We start from the raw sequence: 22915 nt of genomic DNA on the forward strand, positions 1-22915 counted from the left end.
CGACTCGGCTCATCGACCATCAAAATGGGCTGGTTCTGGATACCCAGAGCCAGCCCATTACGCATTAGATGTCGTCAGAGGAGTTGAGTTCTGCCTCGAGCTTGGCACGGCGCTTTTTCGCCAACAATCCGCATGGCACGTTTTTGATAAACGCATCCAACCGCAAACGCAGCAGAACGCATTCGATCGCCTTCAATCTTACTCGGACAAAACCGACTCGGTTTTTTCCGAGTAAACGTGATTGATAGTCGATCGATATGCCCGCTCGCACAATCAGCATCATTCGATTTTGTTTAGTAAAACTAGGTCCCTATTAAATAAAATTCATCTGTATCCAAATTTGTTTAACAATGCCGCGCTACCACTAAACACTATCCCCTTTAATCCGAACGATTGTTCGATGGATTTCGTGTTGGGTGGAATCGTCTGCGGGCTCGGCTATGCTACCTTGACTATCTATATGACTTAAACGCAGCAAAGGAGCACCGAGAGAGCGAGTATGGCAAAAAACACCGCAAACTATGGTAACGACAGTATCCGCCAGCTCAAGGACGAGGAGCGTGTACGCCTGCGCCCCGCCGTTATCTTTGGCTCGGACGGGCTCGACGGCTGCGCGCATGCCGCCTTCGAGATCCTGTCCAACGCCGTTGACGAGGCGCGCCAGGGCTACGGCAAGCTCATCACCCTTACCGCCTTTCGCGATGGCTCTATCCAGGTAGAGGACAATGGCCGTGGCTGCCCGCTCGACTGGAACCCTTCCGAGAAGCGCTTTAACTGGGAGCTCGTCTTCTGCGAGCTCTATGCCGGCGGCAAGTATAACAACAACCAGGGCGGCGACTACGACTTCTCGCTCGGCACCAACGGCCTGGGCTCCTGTGCGACTCAGTACACTTCCGAGTACATGGACGTCACCGTCTGGCGTGACGGTAACAAGTACTCCTTACACTTTAAGAAGGGCAAGGTTGTCGGCGCCAAGAAAAAGGCACTCGAGATTGAACCCAGCGACGAGAACCGCACCGGCACCACCATCAAATGGCGCCCCGATCTTGAGGTCTTTACCTCAATCAGCATTCCCCACGATTGGTATCGCGAGACCATGCGCCGCCAGGCCGTGGTCAACGCCAACGTGACCTTCCGCCTGCGCATCGAGGGCGACGACGGCGAGTTCTCCGAAGAGGACTTCTGCTATCCCAAGGGTATCGAGGACTACGTGCTCGAAAAGGTCGGTACCGACTACCTCACCGAGCCCTTCTTTATCGAGGCCGACCGTCGCGGTCGCGATCGCGAGGACTTGCCCGACTACAACGTAAAAATCACTGCTTGCATGTGCTTCTCGCGCACTTTCATGATGCAGGAGTACTACCACAACTCATCGTGGCTCGAGAACGGCGGCTCGCCCGAGAAGGCTGCCCGCAGCGCTCTGACCAGCGCCATCGATGCCTACATCAAGCAACAGGGCAAGTACAACAAAAACGAGAGCGGCATTAAGTGGCAGGACGTCCAGGACTGCCTGGTACTGGTGACCAACTGCTTCTCCACCCAGACGTCCTACGAGAACCAGACCAAAAAGGCCATCAATAACCGCTTTATCCAGCAGGCCATGACGGCATTCTTTAAGGAGCGCCTCTCGACCTACTTGATCGAGAACAAAGATGCCGCCAACAAGATCATGGAGCAGGTGCTCATCAACAAGCGCTCGCGCGAGAACGCCGAAAAGACGCGCCAGAGCATCAAGACCAACCTACAGCAGAAGACCGACATGGCCAACCGCGTGCAGAAGTTCATCGACTGCCGCTCCAAGGACAAGAGCCGCCGCGAGATCTACATCGTAGAGGGCGACTCGGCAGCAGGCGCCATCCGCACGTCGCGCGATGCCGAGTTCCAGGGTGTTATGCCCGTCCGCGGCAAGATCCTCAACTGCCTAAAGGAGGATTATCCTCGCATCTTTAAGTCCGACATCATCATGGACCTCATGCGCGTGCTGGGCTGCGGCGTGGAGATCAAAGACAAGCGCATCAAGAACCTTGGCGCCTTTGACCTGGACAACCTCAACTGGAACAAGGTCATCATCTGTACGGACGCCGACGTCGACGGTTACCACATCCGCACGCTCGTGCTCACCATGCTCTACCGCCTGGTGCCCACGCTTATCGACGAGGGTTACGTGTATATCGCCGAATCGCCGCTCTACGAGATCAACTGCAAAGAAAAGACCTACTTTGCCTACACCGAGCTCGAGAAGAACGGCATCCTCAAGGAGATTGGCGACCAGAAGTGCTCCATCAACCGCTCCAAGGGTCTTGGTGAGAACGACCCGGACATGATGTGGCTCACCACCATGAACCCCGAGACGCGTCGCCTGATCAAAGTGGAGCCCGAGGACGTCACCAAGATGGAGACCATGTTCAACCTGTTGCTGGGCAACGACGAGGCGGGCCGCAAGCGCCATATCTCGGAGCACGGCAAGGAATACCTGGACCAGCTGGACCTGCAGTAGCAGCAAATCGATAACGACGGCCCATAAGAAGTTCAAGAGGAAATCGTGGCAAAGAAGAAGACGAAGAACCAGCCAAAGAAAAAGCAGGTTAACGCCGAGAACGTCATCGGCCTGCACTCCGAGGTCACCGACCAGCCGATCACGCAGACGCTCGAGGTCAACTACATGCCCTACGCCATGAGCGTCAACGTCTCGCGTGCGTTCCCCGAGATCGACGGCTTTAAGCCCTCGCACCGCAAGCTGCTCTACACCATGTACAAGATGGGCCTGCTCAAGGGCGAGCGCCAGAAGAGCGCCAACATCGTGGGCCAGACCATGAAGCTCAACCCGCACGGCGACGCCGCGATCTACGAGACGATGGTGCGTCTGGCCACCGGCAACGAGGCGCTGCTCGCCCCCTTCGTAGAGTCGAAGGGCAACTTTGGCAAGTACTATTCGGGCGACCTGAGCTACGCCGCCTCGCGTTATACCGAGGCCAAGCTCTCCCCCATCAGCGCCGAGATCTTCAAGGATATCGACAAGGACCCGGTCGACTTCGTCGACAGCTACGACGGCGCCATGAAGGAGCCGCGCCTGCTGCCCACCACGTTCCCCAACATCCTCGTCTCGGCCAACAAAGGCATCGGCGTCGCCATGGCGTCCGACATCTGCGGCTTCAACCTCAACGAGGTCTGCACTGCCACAATGCACTACCTGCAGGACCCCGACTGCGACCTGCTCGAGTACATGCCCATGCCCGACTTCTCGACTGGCGGCGAGATCATCTACCGCCGCGAGGAGATGGAAAAGATCATCGAGACCGGCCTGGGCAGCTTCCAGATCCGCTCCCGCTGGCGCTGGATTCCCGAAGAGCGCATCATCGAGGTGTACGAAATCCCCTACACCACCAAGACCGATGTCATCATCGAGCGCATCGTCAAGCTCTCCAAGGAGGGCAAGGTCAAGGAGATCGCCGACATCCGCGATGAAACCGACCTCTCGGGCCTGCGCATCGCCATCGATCTTAAGCGCGGTGTCGACCCCGACAAGCTCATGGCCAAGCTCTATCGCTCGACCACGCTGCAGGATTCGTTCTCGTGCAACTTCAACGTGCTCGTCGATGGTTACCCTCGCGTTATGGGCGTGCGCCAGATTCTGCACGAGTGGGTCAAGTGGCGTATTGAATCCACCCGTCGCCGCATTAACTTTGACCTGGGCAAAAAGTCCGAGCGCCTGCACCTGCTGCACGGCCTTGAGGCAATTCTGCTCGATATCGACAAGGCCATCGCCATCATCCGCGGCACCAAACTCGAGGCCGAGGTCGTGCCCAACCTTATGAAGGGTTTCGACATCGACGAGACCCAGGCCGAGTTTGTTGCCGAGCTTAAGCTCCGCAACATCAACGAGGAGTACATCCTCAACCGCACCAAGGACATTGCTAAGCTCGAAGGTGAGATTGCCGAGCTTGAGGAGATCCTCTCCAGCGAGGAGAACATCAAGAAGGTCATCAGCGACGAGCTGGCAGCGGTCAACAAGAAGTATGTGATGCCGCGCCGCACGGGCAGGATCGAGCCCCATGAGGTTATCGAGGTAAGCTTGGAGCCCGAGGTCGAGGAGTACCCGGTCACCATCATGCTCTCGCGCGATGGCTACCTTAAGAAGATGACGGACCGCGTGCTCAAGAAGGCGACCACGCTCAAGTACAAGGACGGCGACAAACCCTTTATCGAGTTTCCGTCCTCCAACACCCACGAGCTGCTGGTCTTTACCAACAAGAGCCAAGTGTACAAGTGCAAGGTCGCGGCGTTCGAGGATACCAAGTCGGCCCAGCTGGGCTCGTACCTGCCGACCGACCTCGAGATGGAACCCGACGAGAGCGTCATCTGGGTCATCGACCCCGAGGACTACAAGGCCGACGTGCTGTTCGTCTTTGAGAACGGCCGCGTAGTGCGCGTCGCGCTTTCTGGATACGTCACCAAGACCAACCGCAAGCGCCTCAAGAACGCCATCTACGGTGGCAGCAAGCTGCTGTATGCCCAGGTGCTCAAGGAAGATCGCGACATCGCGCTGGTCTCGAGCGACTATCGTCTGATGAACTTCAACACGTCGCTGCTCAAGACCAAGACGACCACCAACACGCAGGGCGTCCAGGCCTTTACGGCCAAGAAGGGCCGCTCGGTCACCACCGTCGGCACAACCGAAGAGATTCTTGGCGCCGGCGTCTCGGCCGAGAAGTTCACTGCGCAGAGTCTACCCTCCGCCGGTGCTCTCATGAAAGAAAACGACATGCCGAGCTTGTTTGACTAAAACAACGGCAGTCAAACCGTCATGGTTTTACAAAGCAGCGGGGCCCGGAGCGCAGCAATATCGCGCTCCGGGCCCCGCTCGTTGCGGAGGTCATCCTCGGAAATGTCGACGATACGGGGGCTTCCCGCACCGTCCTAAGCCGTTAGCAAAACTCGCAAAAGTTAGCAAAAGTTGCAAAAATTAGCAAAACTTGCAAAGGAGCCACCATGGAGTACAGCAAATGGCTCCGCCATGCCAGGCATGCTCGAAGATATTATCGAGCGAACCAAAGAAGCGGCAGATAGCTACCTTTCACAGTCTCACGCGCGCATGAACGGCGTTCAAATTGGTCCAGTGGGCATCGATTGGACATATGTTCAAGAAGCCCAGGGCAACTGGCGCACGTGCATGAATGGCATCTTCAGGCAACTCGAGAAGCATGGCATCGGGCTTCTCTCGAAACGACCTATCGAGAGCTTTCCGATAAAGACATTGAGTTTTTGCTCGCGATGCTGCCCGATTCTGGCCCCAGCAGGGTCTCGGAGATAGCCAAGCGTATGGGCGTCGCAAGCAACTATGCAAGCCAATACAAACGCCGCCTCCTGGAGGACGGCGTCATTGGAGAGCGCGGGCGTGGTCTCGTTGGCTTTGACATTCCCGCGTTCAGGGAATTCTTGAACGAGAAGGCGTTTTAGCACGTCGGAATTGTCCGCGGAAGCATCAACGCATGGCAATCAGTAATCCTCTTGGTAAGGGAAGTAGGCTTTCCGCCAACGCTGATTGCCATGCGTTCTTCTTGTCCTTAGGCGAGTTTGCGAGCGAGCTCTCGCACCTCTTCCAACTTGGGCGAGGATGCCATGCTGTCGCGCTCGGTCATGCCGCTGATGGTGACAATGCCCTGGTCCTCCCACTTGCAGTACGCGCATGTGGACTTGTACATAGCGATCGCCGCGTCATAGACGCCCTCGCTGTGGCTATCGAGCAAAAGGGCCGTCTTGGTGAACGGGAAGCCCGTAGCACCGAAGGCGTACAGGCGGTCGATGGCGGCCTTCTCCTGCGCAGTGATATCAAACCAGTAGATGGGCGAAGCGAAGACAGCCATATCGGCGTCTTTCAGCGACTCGATCACATCGGCCATGTCATCCTTCTGCACACAGGTGCCCTCATGGGTAAAGCAGTACTGGCATCCCAGGCAACCAGCGATCTTTTTGCCGGCAACACGGATGACCTCGACCGTATGGCCGCCCTCGCGCGCGGTCTCGGCAAACACCTCGACCATGGTGTCGGTATTGGCGCCCTTGCGCGGGCTACCACTCAATACAACGATTTTCATAGGATTCCCTCTCCTTCATGCCGCAGGCGCGCAGCATGTTTTCTTGTAACCAAAACAGATGGAGCCATTCAGTCGTCTGTAGATCGCATCTCTCGTTCGCGCTCTCCAAAGAAGGTGCAAGCAGAAGCATCACGGGCATTGATCGGCGCCGATATGAATCACGACATGAAACCGTAAGGGTTGGCCAGAGGTTGCTAGATTCAGTAGCTCGCAGCAATAGAGCGAATGACGACTTCGGCGATATAATCCGTGTCATCTTGATTGTTCCCGCGCGGAAGGTACAGCTCATGTCCAAGCTCAACATCGATCAGCGATCGATTCGCGATCTTCTCACCGATAAGCGATCAGACTTCCTCATCCCCGACTACCAGAGGCCCTACGCCTGGGGCGAGGACGAATGTGCAACGCTGTGGGATGACCTATTCGCGTTCGCTTTTCCGGGCGATGACTACGAGCGCTTCGACAGCGAGAACGACGAATACTTCCTAGGACCCATCGTCACCTTTAAGAACCTCTCTGGCCAACTTGAAATCATTGACGGCCAGCAGCGCCTCACCACCATCATGCTGCTGCTCCGCGCGTTCTACGACAAGTTCACCAACATGAAGGATAAGCAGTCTGTGAAGATGCACGAGGCAATCGCCCGTTGTGTATGGAAAACCGACGAGTTCGACGAGCCCGACATGGAGCGCCTCAAGATCGACTCCGAGGTTGCATCGGACAACGACAAGAATGAATTCCTCGAGATTTTACGAGAGGGCAACGTAGGCGATGGCTGGAAGAGCGCTTATGCCCGCAACTTCGCTTTCTTCCAGAGGAAAATTGAACAACTGGTGAGCGAGTGGCCCACCTACACCGTCTACATGGCCACACGCGTCATCAACAATGTGATACTGTTGCCCATTGAAGCAGAGTCGCAGGACACCGCGCTACGCATCTTCTCAACTCTAAACGACCGAGGGTTGCCTCTCTCGGATGCCGACATCTTCAAGAGCCAGTTCTACAAGCATTATTCCGACACGGGGCGCAAGGACGAGTTCATCCATCGCTGGAAGGGACTCGAGGAGGGAGCAAACGCTATCTTCCGGCCCATGCGCGGCACACCAACCGATGAGCTATTTACGCGCTACATGTACTACCGCCGCGCGAAGAAAGGCATCCGCGACACGACCACCGCATCGTTGCGCGACTTCTTCGGTGCCGATGGTTACGCCATGCTCAAGGAGGACGCCACGCTCGACGATCTCGAGGCGCTGCTCGGCTTCTGGAAACGCGTCGACGCGCAGGAAGGGTTCAGCGAGCGCGTGCTCCGCAGGCTCTTCGTGCTGAACTACGCCCCCAACGGCATGTGGACCTATCTGCTAAGCGTCTGGTTCCTTGCCAACAGCGACAGCAAAGGTGTCCTCGATGACGAGGCGCTCTACGGCTTTCTAAACAAGATCACGGCATTCATTTTCGCCTACGCCATTGAGCGACCCAGCGTGAACGCGCTGCGTTCGCCAGTGTATCCCGAGATGATCAACATCGTGGAGCACCGCCCGGTGGAGTTTCCTAACCACCACTTCAACCGCGCAAATATTGCTGAGCGATTCCGAACCTACGTGTTCACCAACGGCAGGCCTGTAACAAAGTCCATGCTCACTTGGTGGGCGTACGCAGACCCAGATCAACCACTCATGGACCTAGACACCACGCTCGAAATTGAGCACATCTATGCCAAGAAGCGCAACGAGATAGACCCGCTCGTCGATCAATCAAGCCTGGAGGCGCTGGGTAACAAGGCGCTGCTCGAGAAGCGTGTAAACATCCGCGCGGCCGACTACAGATTCTGCGATAAACGCAAGTACTATGAGGGATACATCGACGGCAATGGCAAGCGCAAAGCCGGAACAAAGATCGCGGAACTCAAGCGCCTGACACAAGTCATGGGAGACTTCACCGAAATAGACATCGCGACTCGCACGGCACGGATCATCGATGCCTTCGTGGACTACCTGGGCGACAACGGACTTTTGAGCTAAAGAGCGAACATGTTCGAAAGACTAACCAAGTACGCTGGCAAGCTGGCGGACAGAAACATGAATGTCGAGTTTGGGGGCGGGACGTTCGGACTCGAGGATTTCGTCGACGATTTCTATGAACTGGACGGGTTCGCGGACACCAGCTACTTCGAGACGCTCGAACGCCATAGCATCAACACCTCGGAAGGTATAGACAGCTGCGACATCGACCATGGGGACATTGACCTGATACGTGCATGCATCACGTGGTGCGTTCGTGGCGACCGCTTCTGCGACGGACTCCTTGCCGCGCAAGCTAGGAGCGGGTTTCTGGACCGCTGCCTCTCCCGGCTGAAGGAGCTCGACGAGAGCCGATCGGCTGCCGCGAAGACATTTCGACCGTGACAGCTACCAACGATAAGCAATTAATCAAGGAGCGTTCCTCAGATAAAGGCCAGCTACAGCTGATAGCAAAACTTGCAAAAAATAGCAAAAGTTGCAAAAGAAAATGTCAGCAACTATGCATGGCAATCAGTAGCCCTCTTGGCAAGGGAAGTAGGCTTTCCACCAACGCCGATTGCCATGCGCTCTCCTTGTCATTAGGCGAGCTTGCGGGCGAGCTCCCGCACCTCTTCCAACTTGGGCGACGATGCCATGCTGTCGCGCTCGGTCATGCCGCTGATGGTGACAATGCCCTGGTCCTCCCACCTGCAGTACGCGCAGGTTGACTCGTACATGGCGATCGCCGCATCATAGACGCCCTCGCTGTGGCTATCGAGCAAAAGGGCCGTCTTGGTGAACGGGAAGCCCGTAGCACCGAAGGCGTACAGGCGGTCGATGGCGGCCTTCTCCTGCGCAGTGATATCAAACCAGTAGATGGGCGAAGCGAAGACAACCATGTCGGCGTCTTTCAGCGACTCGATCACGTTGGCCATGTCGTCTTTCTGCACGCAAGTGCCCTCATGGGTAAAGCAGTACTGGCACCCCAGGCAACCAGCGATTTTCTTGCTGGCAACGCGGATGACCTCGACCGTATGGCCGACCTCGCGCGCGGTCTCGGCAAACGCCTCGACCATGGTGTCGGTATTGGCGCCCTTGCGCGGGCTGCCACTCAACACAACGATATTCATAGAAATCTCCCTCCTTCATGCCGCAGGCGCGCGGCATATTTTTTTGTTTTAACCAAAACGTATGGGGTTATTCAATCGCCTCGTTTCAGCTACCCCCACTCTTTAGAAGAATCGCTGCTGGAGACTTGGCATTGAATCAAGGCACGCCTTATTTCAGATATTCCTCAAAGAATGCCTTCAGCTTTCCAAACGGAATGATATCCATCTGATCGTAGAGGTCGGTATGGCTGGCACCGGGGATAATGAGCAATTCCTTGTTGTCCCCCGTCAGCTTGCTATACGCGGTTTCGCTGAAATAGCGGGAGTGCGCCTTTTCGCCGTGCACCAGCAGCACGGCGGAGCGGATCTCGCCGGCGTACTGCAGAATCGGCATATTCATAAACGACAGCGAGGACGTCACGTTCCAGCCGCCGTTGGAATTCAGGCTGCGGGGATGATAGCCTCGCGGAGTCTTGTAGTAGGCGTAATAGTACTTCACGAACTGCGGTGCATCCTCCGGCAACGGATCGACCACGCCGCCCGCCAGCGCATAGCTGCCGTTTTTATAGTCCTCGGTGCGCTGCGCATTCAGTGCTTTCCGCTTTTCAAAGCGCGCCCGCTCGGAATCCTCGGCGTCAAAATAGCCGTTTGCGGTCACGCGGGTCATATCGTACATGGTCATAGCCGCGGTAGCTTTGATACGGGTGTCGATGGCCGCCGCATTGATTGCCATGCCGCCCCAACCGCAGATACCGATGATGCCGATACGCTCCGGGTCAACGCTTTCCTGCACAGAGAGGAAATCAACCGCTGCGCAGAAGTCCTCGGTGTTGATGTCCGGCGACGCTACATAGCGGGGCGTACCGCCGCTCTCGCCGGTATAGGACGGGTCAAAGGCAATTGCGAAAAATCCCAGCTCCGCCATTTTCTGCGCGTACAGACCGGAGGACTGCTCTTTCACCGCGCCAAACGGGCCGCTGACGGCGATGGCGGGCAGCTTGCCTTCCGCGTTCTTAGGCACGTACACGTCGGCAGCCAGCGTGATGCCGTATCGGTTGTGGAAGGTCGCCTTGTTGTGCTCAACCTTATCGTTTTTGGGAAACACCTTGTCCCATTCCTGCGTCAGTTTCAACTGCTCCATGCCTAAGCCTCCTTGTCAGTCGCTGTAAGGTATTCCTCGTCGTCCACGGGCTCCAACCACTCGTTGGAGGTCTCCTCACCCGGAACCTCCACCGCGAGATGGGAGAACCAGCTGTCGGGCGCGGCTCCGTGCCAATGCTTTACGCCCGCGGGAATATTTACTACATCGCCAGGGCGCAGCTCCTGTGCCGGTTTGCCCCATTCCTGATAAAACCCTCGACCAGCCACGCAGACGAGGATCTGTCCGCCACCGCTTTTGGCGTGATGGATGTGCCAGTTGTTGCGGCAGCCGGGCTCGAACGTCACGTTGTAAATGCCGACCTGCTCGGTGGAAAGGGGCACGAGGTAGCTTTGCCCGATAAAGTACTTCGCAAATGCGTCGTTGGGGGCACCGATGGGAAAGGCCATCTCGTTTTGGTGTCGGGCCTTTGCGTCGGCGCCGTCGTCTTCGTCCGCCCAGACCTCCTTCGCCATGCGAAAGGCCGCCCACGCCTTGGGCCATCCCGCGTAAAACGCCGCATGCGTAAGGATTTCCGCTATCTCAGCCCTAGTCACCCCGTTGCTCTTTGCGGACATCAGATGATATTGGAACGAAGAGTCCGTCAGCCCCTGCGCCATTAGGGCCACCACCGTCACCACGCTGCGGTCTCGAAGGGAAAGCCCGTCTTCTCGGCTCCACACCTCGCCGAACAGCACATCGTCATTGAGCTGTGCAAATTTGGGGGCAAAGTCCCCCAGGGCATCTCTACCCGCTGTCTGCTTAATCGTCATGTTTGATTCCTCCTGTCGATGGCTTTGAGTACAAACTGCTTTCGCGCAGCTAAGCCGCGCCTAGATTTCCATACCCATTCGATACGCCTGCTCCAGAGCAGAATGCCCGACGATTTCGCCCACGCCGTTCACGCCGCCGGCGAATACCGTTCCGGCAAGCGTGCGCCTTTGGCGAAAATCCCTTGCGCTCCCGATTTGTATTGACGAGAATGAAGGTAATACCTAAACCTAACTTTAGGTCAAGGAGTAAATTCGAGATTCGTCCGGAGGGACCATGTACACAATCGGACAGGTGGCGGAGATGTTCGGTCTGCCCGTTTCCACGCTGCGCTATTACGACAAGCAGGGATTGTTCCCGGGATTGGAGCGGACGTCCGGCATTCGCCGATTCGGCGATACGGAACTCGAAGCACTCCGGGTTATCGAATGCCTAAAAAAGGCGGGGATGGAGATCAAGGACATCCGACTGTTCATGGAATGGTGCGCGGAGGGGCCATCGACCTACCCCAAGCGCAAGGCAATGTTCGAGGAGCGGAAGACCCACATGGAGTTGGAGATCGCAAACATGAACCGTGCGCTGGATATGTTGAAGTTCAAATGCTGGTACTACGAGCAGGCGATCCAAGATGGCAACGAGGATAGACTGAAGGCGCTGATTCCCGACAATTTGCCAGAAGAAATCAAAGATACCTACGATAACGCCCACACTCAATAATGCCACCCGATGCTCAAGGGGCTTTGGCAAGGGGCTCTTTCCGAGCAGAACGAAAAAGAAAGCCTCCGAACCAGAAGGTTCGGAGGCTGTTATTCCCGTTGTCCCCATAGGCATAAGCGCATCTGCTCGCGATTGCCTATCGATGCTTTGCCTCGAGCGCGGCAGACACCGCATCGAGAAACTCCCGCACATGGTCTGCGGGCTGCAGCGAATGAAGCAGCCCGTAAGACACGAGACAGTCCCAATCGGTAGGGACGGTTTTGAGCATGGGGTGGACGTTGGCCCACAACGGCAGCGTCGCAAGCGCGAGGTCTTCGTTCGCGCCGCGATTGAACACCTCCGCCCGATATTGCGGGAAGTCTACGAGCGCGATTTGAGGATGATGCAAGAGTATCTCGTCGCGCACGCGGTCGATTTCGGCGTTCCAGCCCCGGCGTATAAGCATAAGACTGTGATTGTGGAGGTCGTCGAATGTGACGATGTCGCGTTTGGCGAGTTCGCTGTCGACGGGAACGGCGCACCAGAGCGGCTCGCGCGAAAGCTCGAGGCCCAAGCACCCGCGCTCTTTAAGAAAGGCATCGTCGAAAATCCCCACCACGATATCCATGTCTTGCCCGAGGTTCGCCAAACCGCGCGCCGCCGAGGGTGTGTTTTCAAACGTGACCACCTGAAGGCTCATGCCGGGGCAACGTTCCTTCACCTTCGGCCACAGCTTCGTGAGCGGCGTGCTGGGCGTCATGAGCGACACTCCTACGCGGATGATGCGCTTCTCTCCGCGCTCGGCGACGCGGGCGCGTGCGATTGATTCTTGAGAGTACTGCACGATATGGCGGGCGTCGGCGAGCAACGACCTACCTGCTCGCGTAAGCGAAAGCCCCTGATGAGATCGGTGGAACAGCGTAAGGCCTAGCCGCGACTCCAGCAAGTTCATCTGCTTGATGACGGCCGTGGGCGTGATGAAGGACTCTTGTGCCGCCTTGGAGAAGCTGCCCGCCTCCGCCACGCGGATGAAAGTGTCAAGCTGTGGGTTGTACATCGATCCTCCTGTCACGCATTATGTGCCGTATATACCCCATGGTTATATCCATCATTCCAACGTGAACTTCTCGCACGTCAGTAAACGCCGTAGCCTTGTATTCGAAAAGTCACCATTAAGGAGGAGACCATGGAGTATCTGAAGCTCAACAACGACGTAGAGATGCCCATCGAGGGTTTGGGCACCTTCCTCATGACCCCGGCCGAGGCCGAGGCGGCCGCAACCGCCGCGCTCACGGCTGGCTACGAGCACATCGACACCGCCAACGCCTACATGAACGAGCGCGCCGTAGGCCGTGCCATCGCCAAGAGCGGCATCGCGCGCGACAAGATCTTCGTCTCCACCAAGCTTTGGCCGAGCGTCTACGACGCGGGCATGCCGGCGGTGGACGCCACGCTCCAGCGCCTGGGGCTCGACTACGTCGACATGCTCATCCTGCACCAGCCGGTAGGCGACTATCTGGCCGCGTGGCGCACGATGGAGGAGGCGTACCGCGCGGGCAAGGTGCGCGCCCTCGGCCTCTCCAACTTCCCGCAAGACAAGATCGCCGAGGTCATCGAGGTCGCCGACATCAAGCCGCAGCTCGTGACCGTTGAGTGCCACCCCTACCACGCCCAGCGCGACCTGCGCGCCTACCTCGCGCCGTACGGCACGGTGATCGAGGCGTGGTACCCGCTCGGCCACGGCGACAAAGGTCTTCTGGAGGAGCCCGTCTTCGTCGCTCTCGCCGAGAAGTACGGCAAGACCCCGGCCCAGGTGATCCTGCGCTGGCACGTGCAAATGGGTACCTCCATCATCCCCGGCTCCAAGAACCCCGCCCACATCGCCGACAACGCGAACATCTTCGACTTCTCCCTCACCGAAGATGAGATGGCCGAGATTGCCAAGCTCGACGGGACCATGACCTACTACACCGCCACTGAGGAAGCACTCGCGGGCTACCTGGCCATACGCCCCGATTTCGACACTCAGGAGTAGCGCTCAGACGATAACGGACCAACCAAGCCAACGAAGGAGATGCCCCATGACCGCAAACCCGACCGTGACCAGAAGAAACTTCCTGCTCGGAGCCGCGCTGTGCGCAACGATGCTCTCCGGTTGCAGCCAGGGTGACGGCGACCAAGCCGCCGCCGCGGACCAGCCCGCCGCCGCGCCCGCTGCAGGCGGCAACGTCCTCGTGGCCTACTACTCGGCACAGGGCCACACCGCTGCCGTAGCTCATACCATCGCCGACGCGCTCGGTGCCGACCTCTTTGAGGTGACGCCTACGGAGCCCTACTCCGACGATGACCTCGACTGGACCGACGACAGTAGCCGCGTGACCCGCGAGCACGAGGACGAGAGCCTGCGCGACGTCGAGCTTACGCAGGTCACGCCGAACGGCTGGGAGAACTACGACACCGTGCTCGTGGGGTATCCCATCTGGTGGGGCATCGCGGCCTGGCCCATCGACAGCTTCATCTCAGGCAACGACTGGGACGGCAAGACGGTGATCCCGTTCTGCACCTCTTCCTCCTCGGGTCTTGGCCGGAGCGGCGAGCTACTCGCCGAGGCCGCGGGTAGCGGGGAGTGGCAGGAGGGCCAGCGCTTCTCGTCCAGTGTGGACGAGTTCAGGGTTCGTGATTGGGTCGCCAGTCTCGGCCTGGCATAAGCAATTAGAGATGGCAGACCGCTGACAATCTGGGAGTTTCGAATGATCCTATACTTCACCGGGACGGGCAACTGCCTCTACGTGGCGCGCGAGCTGGCCGCGGAGGGCGAGAGGGTCCTGAGCATCCCGCAGGAGCTGCGCCGCGAGGGCGAGCTCGCCTACGCGGACGATGCGATTGGCATCGTGTACCCCATCTATGGGCACATGATGCCCGACATGGTAAAGACGTTCCTCGAGCGTGCGACGCTCGACACGCCCTACCTCTACTTCGTTTGCACCTACGGCAACCGGCACGCCAACGCAGTCGAGCTGTGCCTGGAGGATGCGCGGGCGGCGGGGCTCAACCCCGCCTACGTGACCACGCTCCTCATGGTGGACAACTGGCTGCCCAACTTCGACATGGACGAGCAGCGCGCCCGCATCCCCGAGAAGAAGATAGGCGAGAATCTCGAGCGCATCCGCGCGGCCGTGTCCACGCGGTGCCGCTGGATCGAGCCGGTGACCGACGAGGGCCGCGCGGCGCACGAGCAGTTCATGAGCCGGGGCTTGCGCTTCGAGCCGGCGGCGCTGGGCGGATTCCTGACCGTTGATTCCGAGAAATGCATGGGATGCGGGGCGTGCGCAAAGGTGTGCCCGGCTGGCTGCATCGCGCTCGAGGGCGGTAAGGCCGCCCGTAACGCGCAGGCGGGCTTTGGCTGCAACGCCTGCCTCGCCTGCATGCACGCCTGCCCCGCGCACGCCATCACCTGCGCGGCGGGCGACAAGAACCCCGCGGCGCGCTTCCGCAACGAACACGTGACCCTTGCCGAACTGCAAGAGGCCAACAGCGGCCGCTGATGCGCTTCTCGCCAAGCCGAAAGCCTGCGGCTTCGGCTTGGTTCATTCAGAAAGAGGAACTATGCACGTGAGCCATCTTTCACGCAGGTCCTTTATCGAGGCTGCCGCGCTCGCTGCGGGCGGGCTGGTACTCGGGGAAGGCCTGGTCGGCTGCGCGGATGTCCGTGAGCTTGGCGGCTACGTCCTCACGGAGGGGTCGCAGACAGACCGCGGCTTCGTCGTTGACGACGCCCTGCAGACGCCATCGGGCAGGACGCTGCACTTCTCGCTCCATGTGCCGGACTCCTACGACGGGTCCGTGCCCTATGCGCTCTACGTGGCCTGCCCCGGCTGGGAGGGGCTCTACTTCCAGGGCGTGGGGGCGAATCTTCAGGAGGACTACCCCTTCGTGGCGAACGACTACATCGCCGACATGATCGTGGCCTCGCCCCAGCTCGACGGCTGGGACGAGCAATCGGCGTCAGACGTGGTGGAGCTCACCAAATGGCTGCTCGGCGCCTACAGCATCGATGCAGGCCGCGTGTATCTGAGCGGATGCTCGGGCGGCGGCGAGACCATCTCCATCGTCTTGGGAACGCGCCCCGAGCTCTACCGCCGTGCGCTTCACACCATCTCGCGCTGGGACGGCGACATCGAGACGCTCGCCGCAGCCGAGGTTCCCGTGTATATGGCTATCGGCGAGAACGACGACTATTACGGCTCCGGGCCCGCGCGCGAGGCGTACGAGGAGATTCGCGCCGCCTATCGAGCTCGCAGGCTTTCCGAGGAGCGCATCAGCGAGCTGGTCGTGCTCGATGTCAAGCCCACGAGCTACTTCACCGAGCGGGGCTTTGCTGCGGACGCGGGCCAGCACGGGGCGGGCGGCTACCTCTTTGCCCGCGACGAGGACATCATGGGATGGCTGTTCTCATGACGCGGCAAGCAAAGGGCGCAGCGCAAAGAACGCTGCGCCGCGCGGTCGACGTGGCACTTGCGATCCTGCTTCTGGTTCAGATGTGCTACCAGCTGCTACCAGAGGATTTCCATGCGCTTCTGGGTGCCCTGCTCATACGGGTAGTCGTCCGCAGCGCCCGTCCGATCATACGTTAGGCGAACGAAAAGGGGCGGTGGGCCTCCGTCTTCACGGGCCCACCGCCGCCGAACTGGGTTATGTAAGTCGGGACTACGCGAGCTTCTTCGAGAGCGCCCTTGCCTCGTGCGTGTTGTCGACCATGCCGCCGTAGGTCATGCCGTAGAGCGCGGCGAAGCGCTTCATGGTGTACTCGCCCCAATCGAGCATCTCGCGCGTGGGCGCGCCACCTTGGAACACGAAATAGAGCGTCTTGCCGCTCATACTGCCCTCGCGCACCGGACCGTAGAAGCGGTCGAGCAGGTTGCGCAGCATGCCGGAGAGGTTGTGCCAGTAGACGGGCGACCCCACGACCAGGGTGTCCGCCGCCTCGATGCGCGCGAGCACGTCCTCGAAGTCATCGTCGCCGTAGTTCTGGCCGTAGCCGTAGACCTTGTGCTCGGCAAGATTCAGCTGCTCGTACGGGCGATCGCCGATGAGCTCGCGCGCCAGGCGCGCCGTGTTGCCATCCTTGTTGGGGCTTCCGTTGATGAAAAGAATCATACGTCTCACTCCTTACGTATTGTCTGATACCGCCTTTACCATAGGCGTGAGAAGATCCGGCGAGAAGTTCCTGCTCGTAGGCAGCTTATAACCGTGGGGTGTGTACGTCTTGCCATCCTCATCGCTGCGCCTTCCAAAACGCGAGGGCATCGTCGATCCAGCCCTCTGCCACGGTGTCGACACCCAGGCCAAAGCCGTGGCTCAGGCCTTCGTAAACATGAAACTCCGTGGGCACGCCCGTTGCTGAGAGCGCTTCGAGACGCGCCTGCATGGTGCGCCAGCTCGCGATGCCGTCGCGATCACCCACGCAGGCGTAGGTCGCGGGGTCGGCACCCGTCAGTTCGCTCATGCCGGTGTACTGCATGATGGCCGCCGCGGGCTGGGGCGTTCCTACTGGCGCGCCAAAGGCGGCCGGGCCGTAGCCGCCGACCCATGCCGCCATGCGCGCACCGGCCGAGCCGCCCCACAGCGAATAGCCCGACGTGTCCACGCTGAGCTCGTCGGCGTGCTCGAAGATGAAGGAGACGGCGCGGGCCAAGTCCTCGCAGGCGAGCTGCGCGTCCGGCCGATAGATGACCGCGAACCCGTTGACGCCGGAACGGGCCAGGTGCAGACAGTGCGGGAAGGAGTCGTGCATGGCAGCGACGTAGGCGAATCCGCCGCCCGCGCTTACCACGGCAAACGGTGCAGACGCGCCGCCCGCTCCCTCGGCAGCGAAGCGGAAGAGCCCCGTGTTGGCGAGCGAGGGGTCGGCGGCCTTCTCGGCATCCGTGTAGGTGTCGTAGAAGAACGTCCGTTCCGCTGCGCGCTCTGACAGCAGATAACTGACGACGTCGACCGTGGTGCTCGTATGGATTTCCGAGTACCACGGCAGGCAAGCGGAAAGGTCATCGAGCGTCATATCCTCCGTCGGCGGATGGAGTGTTGTGGGGAAGAGCAGCCGTCCGTAGCCATCGAGCAAAGGGCTGTTGATGACGTCGTAGATGGGCGTGTCCGCCGTGACCGGGCCCGGAGCGGAGCCGCGCGCGAACCCGGCGGTCCCGTCCGACGAGCAGCCGGCAAGGCTGCCCGCAGCGGCCAACCACACGGCAGCCTCCAGAAACGAACGGCGCGGCATCATCGCCGCACTCGATAGACGAGGTGGAGGCCGTCGCCGGCAAGGCGCTCGACGCGCTCAAGCGAGAATACGTGCGAACCGCCGGCTGAGCGAGGCATCTCGTCGAAGACGGAAGCCGTTTCGGGCTCCCCCGAGACCGTCGGGGAGAGAACGAGGCTCAGCTCGTCAAGCACGCCCGCGGCAAGAAACGACATGTCCGTCTTTCCGCCGCCGCACACGAGCAGGCGCTCGATGCCAAAAAGCTCGCGCAGCTTGCGCAGGGCGAGCGGGAGGTCTAGCCCGCGCGAGCCGGCAAGCACGTATGAGACGCCGCGCTCTCGCAGATAGTCGCGATACGCCGGCGATGCCGCCTCGGTGAGGATCTCGATGACGTGCGCGTCCGCACGGCCGGCGCGACGATAGGTCGCAGACTCCCATGCAATCTCCCCGGCGGGGTCGATGGAGACGTAGAACGATCGTTCGTCATGAGGCGCCACGAAGTCCCCCTTGGGCGCGCTCCCGTGGGTATCGAGCGCAAGGGGGCGCGACCCGACGAAGCCCTTCGTGGTCACGGCCCCGTACGCCACGGCGTCCGCCCCGAACTCGACCTGCATGCGAGAGTACGCGGCACGTGCGGGCGAGGCGGCGGGATCGAGCATGTACGCGCCGTCGATATGCCCGTTGAGCCCGGCAAAGACGTGACAGACGACATAGGGTCTCATGTTCATGGCTCCCTACCTTACCGTGTGCCCGCCGAAGACCATGAGGTCGAGTCCGTTGAGCAGCCCGTCGATCTTGGCAACCTCATCGTCGGTGAGCCCGACCTCGGCGGCGCCGAGGTTCTCGAGCAGTCGTTCGGGCTTGCGACTGCCCGGGATGGGGATGATATAGGGCTTCTTCTCAAGCATCCAGGAAAGGGAGACCTGGGCGGGCGTCGCCGCGTGCAGCTCAGCCAGCTCGCGAACGAACCGCATGAGGGGCTCGGCGCGCCTTTCGCCTTCCTCTGTGTACTGCGGCATGCCATCGCGGTAGTCTTGGGCGCCCTCGAATCTGGTGTTGTGGCTGTACGCGCCCGTCAGAAAGCCGTTCGCCATGGGAGAAAAGGCCACGAAGGCAACGTTCAGCTCCTCGAGCACGGGGAACAGGGATTCGTTCCAGCGTGCCATCATGGAGTAGCGGTTCTGGACGGCGGAGACGGGGCACACCGCATCGGCGCGACGCAGGTACTCCTCCGTCGCCTCGGAGATTCCCCAGGCGCGGATCTTACCTTCCTTGATGAGGTCTGCCATGGTGCCCGCAACGACCTCGGGCTCGACCTTTGGGTCGATTCGGTGCTGGTAGTAGAGGTCGATGTGGTCGGTGCGCAGCCGGCGCAGGCTCTTCTCCACCGAGATACGGATAACCTCGGGGCGCGAGTCCACGAGGATGGTCTTGTCCGGGGCGTGCGTGACGCCGAACTTGGTGGCAATGACAACCTCGTCGCGCACGGGCGCGAGCGCCTTGCCCACCACGTCCTCGTTGTGCGCCTCGGTCCCGTCGGCGCACGTGCCCACGTAGCACTCTGCTGTGTCAAAGAAGGTGTAGCCCATCTCGTAGGCCTGACGGACGACGCTCACGGCCTCGTCGTCGGGCATCGGGTCTCCGCTCGCGTGCGTGATTCCCATGCAACCCATGCCGAGCGGGCTGACTTCGATGCCGCTCTTTCCCAAAACGCGCTTGTCCATTCCTGTTCTCCCTGTCTATGATATCCGTCATTTGTCTGCAAAGCCCACGTCCGCCCGTTCATCGAGCTCCGTTAGGCACATCCCCTGTCGGTGGCTTGTGCTCCCTCATCGCCAAGCGTACGACCGCGGAGCGCTCGGCGGAATCCCCCTTTGGTGCGGTGCCCTGAACCCGCGGGTTATAACCCCGTGCGCACCCCAGCGTTATAGAACCCTCACCAACGGAAACTTCCGCCGGCGCGGCGCCCCTCGTATGGTGGATATGTCAAGTTGCGAGAAAGGAAGGCACCATGGACTACATCACCTTGAACAACGGCGTCAGGATGCCGCAGCTCGGCTTCGGCGTGTACCAGATCCCGGACGCCGCGGAATGTCAGCGCGCCGTGGAGGATGCGCTCTCGGTCGGTTACCGGCTGCTCGACACGGCCGCGAGCTACGGCAACGAAGAGGCGGTCGGGGCCGCCATTCGTGCGAGCGGCCTGCCGCGCGACGAGGTGTTCGTGACGACCAAGCTGTGGATGTCGGATGTGAGCTACGAGGGGGCCAAGCGCGGCTTCGACGCGTCGCTCAAGCGGCTGGGGCTCGACTACGTCGACCTCTACCTCATCCATCAGCCGTTCGGCGACGTCTTCGGCGCGTGGCGCGCCATGGAGGAGCTCTACGAGCAGGGCGTTATCCGCGCCATAGGCACAGCTAACTTCTACCCCGATCACCTCGCAAACCTTATCTCGTTCAACCGCATCGCCCCCGCCGTGAACCAAGTCGAGTGCAACGTGTTCTTCCAGCAGCGCGAGGCACAGGAGTATATGGCCGGCAAGGAGGTAGCCATGGAGGGCTGGGCGCCCTTTGCGGAGGGCAGAAATGACCTCTTCCGCAACGAGGTCCTCGCTCGCATCGGCGAAGCGCACGGCAAGACGGTCGCCCAGGTCGTGTTGCGCTGGCTGCTGCAGCGCGGTGTGGTCTGTATCCCTAAGAGCACGCACCGCGATCGCATGGAGCAAAACTTCGACGTCTTCGACTTCGCGCTGGGCGACGACGAGATGGTCGCCATCGCCGCGCTCGACACCGGGCGCAGCGCGTTCTTCGACCACCACGACCCCGCCACCATCGAATGGATGTCCGGGCTCGTGCGCAACGTGTAGACGAGCGGTCAGACCGCACTGATAACTTACTAGGAGGAATTGCCATGAACTCATTTACGTACGACTACCCGGTCAGGAACTACTTCGGCGAGGGGGCTATGGACCAGGCACTCGACGCCGAGATGGGCGCCATGGGCAGGACAGTGATGCTCGCCTACGGCGGAGGTTCGGTCAAGCGAACCGGCGTCTACGGCCACGTGGTCGATAAGCTCACGAGCGCGGGCAAGCGCGTGGTGGACTTCGGCGGCATCATGCCCAATCCGACCTACGAGAAGTGCCAAGAAGGCGCCGCGCTCGCACGCGAGGAGCAGGTCGACTTCATTCTCGCCGTCGGCGGCGGATCGGTCTTCGACTGCTGCAAGGTGGTCTCCGCGCAGGCGATGCTTGACGAGGACATCGAGACGTTCGAGCACGTCGACGGCAAGATGCTGAGCTCGTTCATCCCCATGGGCTGCATCGTGACGCTCTCCGGCACGGGCGCCGAGCAGAACAACGGCGCCGTCATCACCAACGAGGAGACGCACGTGAAGGGCGCCTATCTGGGGGCGATGCCCATGTGGGCGGCGCTCGACCCGGCGCTCACGCTCACCGTACCGCACGCGCAGTTCATGAGCCGCGCGTTCGACACGCTCTCGCACTGCATGGAGAGCTATTTCGGAAGCCCGCGCGGGCGCAACGTCACCGACGACATCAACCTCGCCATCCAGCGTAACGTCATCCGCAACATGCGGATCATCGCGGACGACGACCAGAACCTCGATGCCAGAAGCGAGCTCGTATACGACTCCGCCATGGCCGAGAACGGCGTGCTCAAGATCGGCAAGTCAACGGACTTCCAGGCGCACATGATCCAGCACCAGTACGGCGCGTACACCCACACCAACCACGGAATGGGCCTCGCGGTCATCAACCCTGCGCTCTACCGCCACCTGGCCCCCGAGGCGCCCGCGCAGTTCGCCCGCTGGGCGCGCGAGGTATGGGGCGTCGACGGCGAGGGCAAAGACGACCTTACGGTGGCGCTCGAAGGCATCGACCGCCTGCAAACGTTCATCGGCGAGATGGGGCTTCCCACGAGCTTCGCCGAGATGGGCTCCGACGCGTCCGACGAGACGCTGCGCAAGGTTGCGGACACCTGCGTGCTCACCGGCGGCTGCGCCAAGAAACTGGAGCGCAGCGAGGTGTTCCAGATTCTGACCGAGTGCCTCTAGATCGGCGGTAGGTGATCCGCCCGCGTCGAAGGAAACCGTACGACTCCGAGATGTCATCGTAATCGTAGGAGCCGGCGAGCCCGCCGCGCCTGATGAATCCGTCGAAGTCGTCGTCGACGGCCCCCTGCTCGTCAAAGTAGAAGCGGTATTCGCCGAAGCTGAAGGGGAGGATGTGTACCTCCCCGTGGCGCCCTGTGAACAGGGTCGCCAGGTCCGAACTCAGGAGGAACGCGTTCGATCCCGTGAGGTAGATATCCCATCCGCCACGCGCGTGAATGCTGTTAATTGCTTTCTCGAAACCCTCGCACAGCTGCACCTCGTCGATGAAGAGACGGTTGCGGGCGCCCTCTTTGTGCCGCTCTATGATTTCGCGATGCAGCGCTGGTACTCGAGCAGTAGCTCGTTGTCGAGGTCCAGCAGATCGATGTAGACGTTGTTGGAGGATGGGTCCCTCCGAGCAACGGAGGCGGAGAACGCCTTCATGAGCTCGGACTTGCCGGAGCGGCGCATCCCCGTGATCACCTTGATGTCCCAGGCGCCCTCGAGCGCCCAAAGCCGCTCCATGTACGTAGTGCGGTCCACCCATGCCATCATCCGCTCCCTCTCGGTTTCGAAACTCGAATATTTCTAAAGTTTCGAAACCGAGTAGACAATATACACAAGGGCGCGTCGGGGAGCGAATCCCAGTCGCGCCATGTCGGCAGCGATGCCGGGCGCATTCACGCGTGCTACAATGCGGACATCAGAGATGAAAACACAGTCCCCGTCGGGTAGTCGTGGGC

At 60.3% G+C, this 22915-nt stretch carries 22 protein-coding genes; 11 read left to right on the forward strand and 11 right to left on the reverse strand.

Going from position 1 to position 22915, the window contains the following annotated elements; translation table 11 throughout:
- Nucleotides 1-64: 64 nt before the first annotated feature.
- The gene (locus AAAX34_RS00450) at nucleotides 65-283 is read right to left on the reverse strand and encodes a hypothetical protein (RefSeq protein WP_349109638.1); all 219 of its coding nucleotides are present in this window, start codon (nucleotides 281-283) and stop codon (nucleotides 65-67) included.
- A gap of 216 nt (nucleotides 284-499) precedes the next feature.
- On the opposite strand from AAAX34_RS00450, the gene AAAX34_RS00455 reads away from it, so the two are divergent.
- Together AAAX34_RS00455 and AAAX34_RS00460 are read left to right on the forward strand one after the other, a co-directional pair.
- Nucleotides 500-2497 (forward strand): toprim domain-containing protein, encoded by a 1998-nt coding sequence (locus AAAX34_RS00455; protein ID WP_349109639.1) that lies wholly within the window; start codon nucleotides 500-502, stop codon nucleotides 2495-2497.
- A gap of 45 nt (nucleotides 2498-2542) precedes the next feature.
- Nucleotides 2543-4783 carry a DNA gyrase subunit A gene (locus tag AAAX34_RS00460; protein ID WP_117840397.1) on the forward strand — a complete coding sequence of 747 codons (2241 nt, stop codon included), beginning with the start codon at nucleotides 2543-2545 and terminating at the stop codon, nucleotides 4781-4783.
- Nucleotides 4784-5564: 781 nt separating this feature from the next.
- On the opposite strand, the gene AAAX34_RS00465 is transcribed toward AAAX34_RS00460, so the two are convergent.
- Nucleotides 5565-6095: a flavodoxin family protein gene (locus tag AAAX34_RS00465; RefSeq protein ID WP_349109640.1), complete on the reverse strand. Its 531-nt coding sequence runs from the start codon at nucleotides 6093-6095 to the stop codon at nucleotides 5565-5567.
- A 287-nt stretch (nucleotides 6096-6382) separates the two neighbouring features.
- Here AAAX34_RS00465 and AAAX34_RS00470 point away from each other — a divergent pair, with 287 nt between their 5' ends.
- Nucleotides 6383-8116, forward strand: a complete 1734-nt coding sequence (locus AAAX34_RS00470) for a DUF262 domain-containing protein (protein WP_349109641.1) — start codon at nucleotides 6383-6385, stop codon at nucleotides 8114-8116.
- Nucleotides 8117-8125: 9 nt separating this feature from the next.
- A complete protein-coding gene (locus AAAX34_RS00475; RefSeq protein ID WP_349109642.1) occupies nucleotides 8126-8500 on the forward strand; it encodes a DUF6508 domain-containing protein in 375 nt (124 codons plus the stop codon).
- A 194-nt stretch (nucleotides 8501-8694) separates the two neighbouring features.
- On the opposite strand, the gene AAAX34_RS00480 is transcribed toward AAAX34_RS00475, so the two are convergent.
- The 3 genes from AAAX34_RS00480 to AAAX34_RS00490 form a co-directional block, all read right to left on the reverse strand.
- On the reverse strand, nucleotides 8695-9225 hold the full coding sequence (locus tag AAAX34_RS00480) for a flavodoxin family protein (protein WP_349109643.1): 531 nt from the start codon (nucleotides 9223-9225) through the stop codon (nucleotides 8695-8697).
- A 148-nt stretch (nucleotides 9226-9373) separates the two neighbouring features.
- Entirely contained in the window at nucleotides 9374-10345 is a 972-nt protein-coding gene (locus AAAX34_RS00485) for an alpha/beta hydrolase (protein ID WP_349109644.1), read from the reverse strand.
- 2 nt (nucleotides 10346-10347) lie between these two features.
- On the reverse strand, nucleotides 10348-11115 hold the full coding sequence (locus AAAX34_RS00490; RefSeq protein WP_349109645.1) for a carboxymuconolactone decarboxylase family protein: 768 nt from the start codon (nucleotides 11113-11115) through the stop codon (nucleotides 10348-10350).
- Nucleotides 11116-11389: 274 nt separating this feature from the next.
- Here AAAX34_RS00490 and AAAX34_RS00495 point away from each other — a divergent pair, with 274 nt between their 5' ends.
- Nucleotides 11390-11830 (forward strand): MerR family transcriptional regulator, encoded by a 441-nt coding sequence (locus AAAX34_RS00495; RefSeq protein WP_349109646.1) that lies wholly within the window; start codon nucleotides 11390-11392, stop codon nucleotides 11828-11830.
- A gap of 136 nt (nucleotides 11831-11966) precedes the next feature.
- Here the strand turns inward: AAAX34_RS00495 and AAAX34_RS00500 are convergent, their stop codons facing one another.
- Complete coding sequence (locus tag AAAX34_RS00500) at nucleotides 11967-12866, reverse strand: LysR family transcriptional regulator (RefSeq protein ID WP_349109647.1); 900 nt, start codon at nucleotides 12864-12866, stop codon at nucleotides 11967-11969.
- A gap of 129 nt (nucleotides 12867-12995) precedes the next feature.
- Between AAAX34_RS00500 and AAAX34_RS00505 the strand changes: the two genes are divergently transcribed.
- The 4 genes from AAAX34_RS00505 (at nucleotide 12996) to AAAX34_RS00520 (ending at nucleotide 16267) form a co-directional block, all read left to right on the forward strand.
- Nucleotides 12996-13844 (forward strand): aldo/keto reductase, encoded by an 849-nt coding sequence (locus tag AAAX34_RS00505; protein ID WP_349109648.1) that lies wholly within the window; start codon nucleotides 12996-12998, stop codon nucleotides 13842-13844.
- 46 nt (nucleotides 13845-13890) lie between these two features.
- The gene (locus AAAX34_RS00510; protein ID WP_349109649.1) at nucleotides 13891-14517 is read left to right on the forward strand and encodes a flavodoxin; all 627 of its coding nucleotides are present in this window, start codon (nucleotides 13891-13893) and stop codon (nucleotides 14515-14517) included.
- 42 nt (nucleotides 14518-14559) lie between these two features.
- The gene (locus AAAX34_RS00515) at nucleotides 14560-15354 is read left to right on the forward strand and encodes an EFR1 family ferrodoxin (protein WP_349109650.1); all 795 of its coding nucleotides are present in this window, start codon (nucleotides 14560-14562) and stop codon (nucleotides 15352-15354) included.
- A gap of 67 nt (nucleotides 15355-15421) precedes the next feature.
- Nucleotides 15422-16267, forward strand: coding sequence for a prolyl oligopeptidase family serine peptidase (locus AAAX34_RS00520; protein WP_349109651.1), 846 nt, complete (start codon nucleotides 15422-15424; stop codon nucleotides 16265-16267).
- A 249-nt stretch (nucleotides 16268-16516) separates the two neighbouring features.
- On the opposite strand, the gene AAAX34_RS00525 is transcribed toward AAAX34_RS00520, so the two are convergent.
- From AAAX34_RS00525 to AAAX34_RS00540, 4 genes are all read right to left on the reverse strand, one after another.
- Entirely contained in the window at nucleotides 16517-16966 is a 450-nt protein-coding gene (locus AAAX34_RS00525) for an NAD(P)H-dependent oxidoreductase (RefSeq protein WP_196031545.1), read from the reverse strand.
- A gap of 118 nt (nucleotides 16967-17084) precedes the next feature.
- Nucleotides 17085-18083 (reverse strand): alpha/beta hydrolase, encoded by a 999-nt coding sequence (locus tag AAAX34_RS00530; RefSeq protein ID WP_349109652.1) that lies wholly within the window; start codon nucleotides 18081-18083, stop codon nucleotides 17085-17087.
- Entirely contained in the window at nucleotides 18083-18784 is a 702-nt protein-coding gene (locus AAAX34_RS00535; RefSeq protein WP_349109653.1) for a dihydrofolate reductase family protein, read from the reverse strand. Before AAAX34_RS00535 ends, AAAX34_RS00530 begins: the two co-directional genes overlap by 1 nt.
- Before the next feature lie 12 nt (nucleotides 18785-18796).
- Nucleotides 18797-19786 carry an aldo/keto reductase gene (locus AAAX34_RS00540; protein WP_349109654.1) on the reverse strand — a complete coding sequence of 330 codons (990 nt, stop codon included), beginning with the start codon at nucleotides 19784-19786 and terminating at the stop codon, nucleotides 18797-18799.
- A 287-nt stretch (nucleotides 19787-20073) separates the two neighbouring features.
- On the opposite strand from AAAX34_RS00540, the gene AAAX34_RS00545 reads away from it, so the two are divergent.
- Together AAAX34_RS00545 and AAAX34_RS00550 are read left to right on the forward strand one after the other, a co-directional pair.
- The gene (locus tag AAAX34_RS00545; RefSeq protein WP_161115259.1) at nucleotides 20074-20925 is read left to right on the forward strand and encodes an aldo/keto reductase; all 852 of its coding nucleotides are present in this window, start codon (nucleotides 20074-20076) and stop codon (nucleotides 20923-20925) included.
- Between the two features lie 44 nt (nucleotides 20926-20969).
- On the forward strand, nucleotides 20970-22133 hold the full coding sequence (locus AAAX34_RS00550) for an iron-containing alcohol dehydrogenase (protein WP_349109655.1): 1164 nt from the start codon (nucleotides 20970-20972) through the stop codon (nucleotides 22131-22133).
- Nucleotides 22134-22493: 360 nt separating this feature from the next.
- Here AAAX34_RS00550 and AAAX34_RS00555 read toward each other — a convergent pair whose 3' ends face one another.
- Nucleotides 22494-22724, reverse strand: a complete 231-nt coding sequence (locus AAAX34_RS00555; protein ID WP_229077144.1) for an AAA family ATPase — start codon at nucleotides 22722-22724, stop codon at nucleotides 22494-22496.
- Nucleotides 22725-22915: the final 191 nt, after the last annotated feature.

Source organism: Collinsella sp. CLA-ER-H4, from assembly GCF_040092395.1.
GTDB lineage: Bacteria > Actinomycetota > Coriobacteriia > Coriobacteriales > Coriobacteriaceae > Collinsella.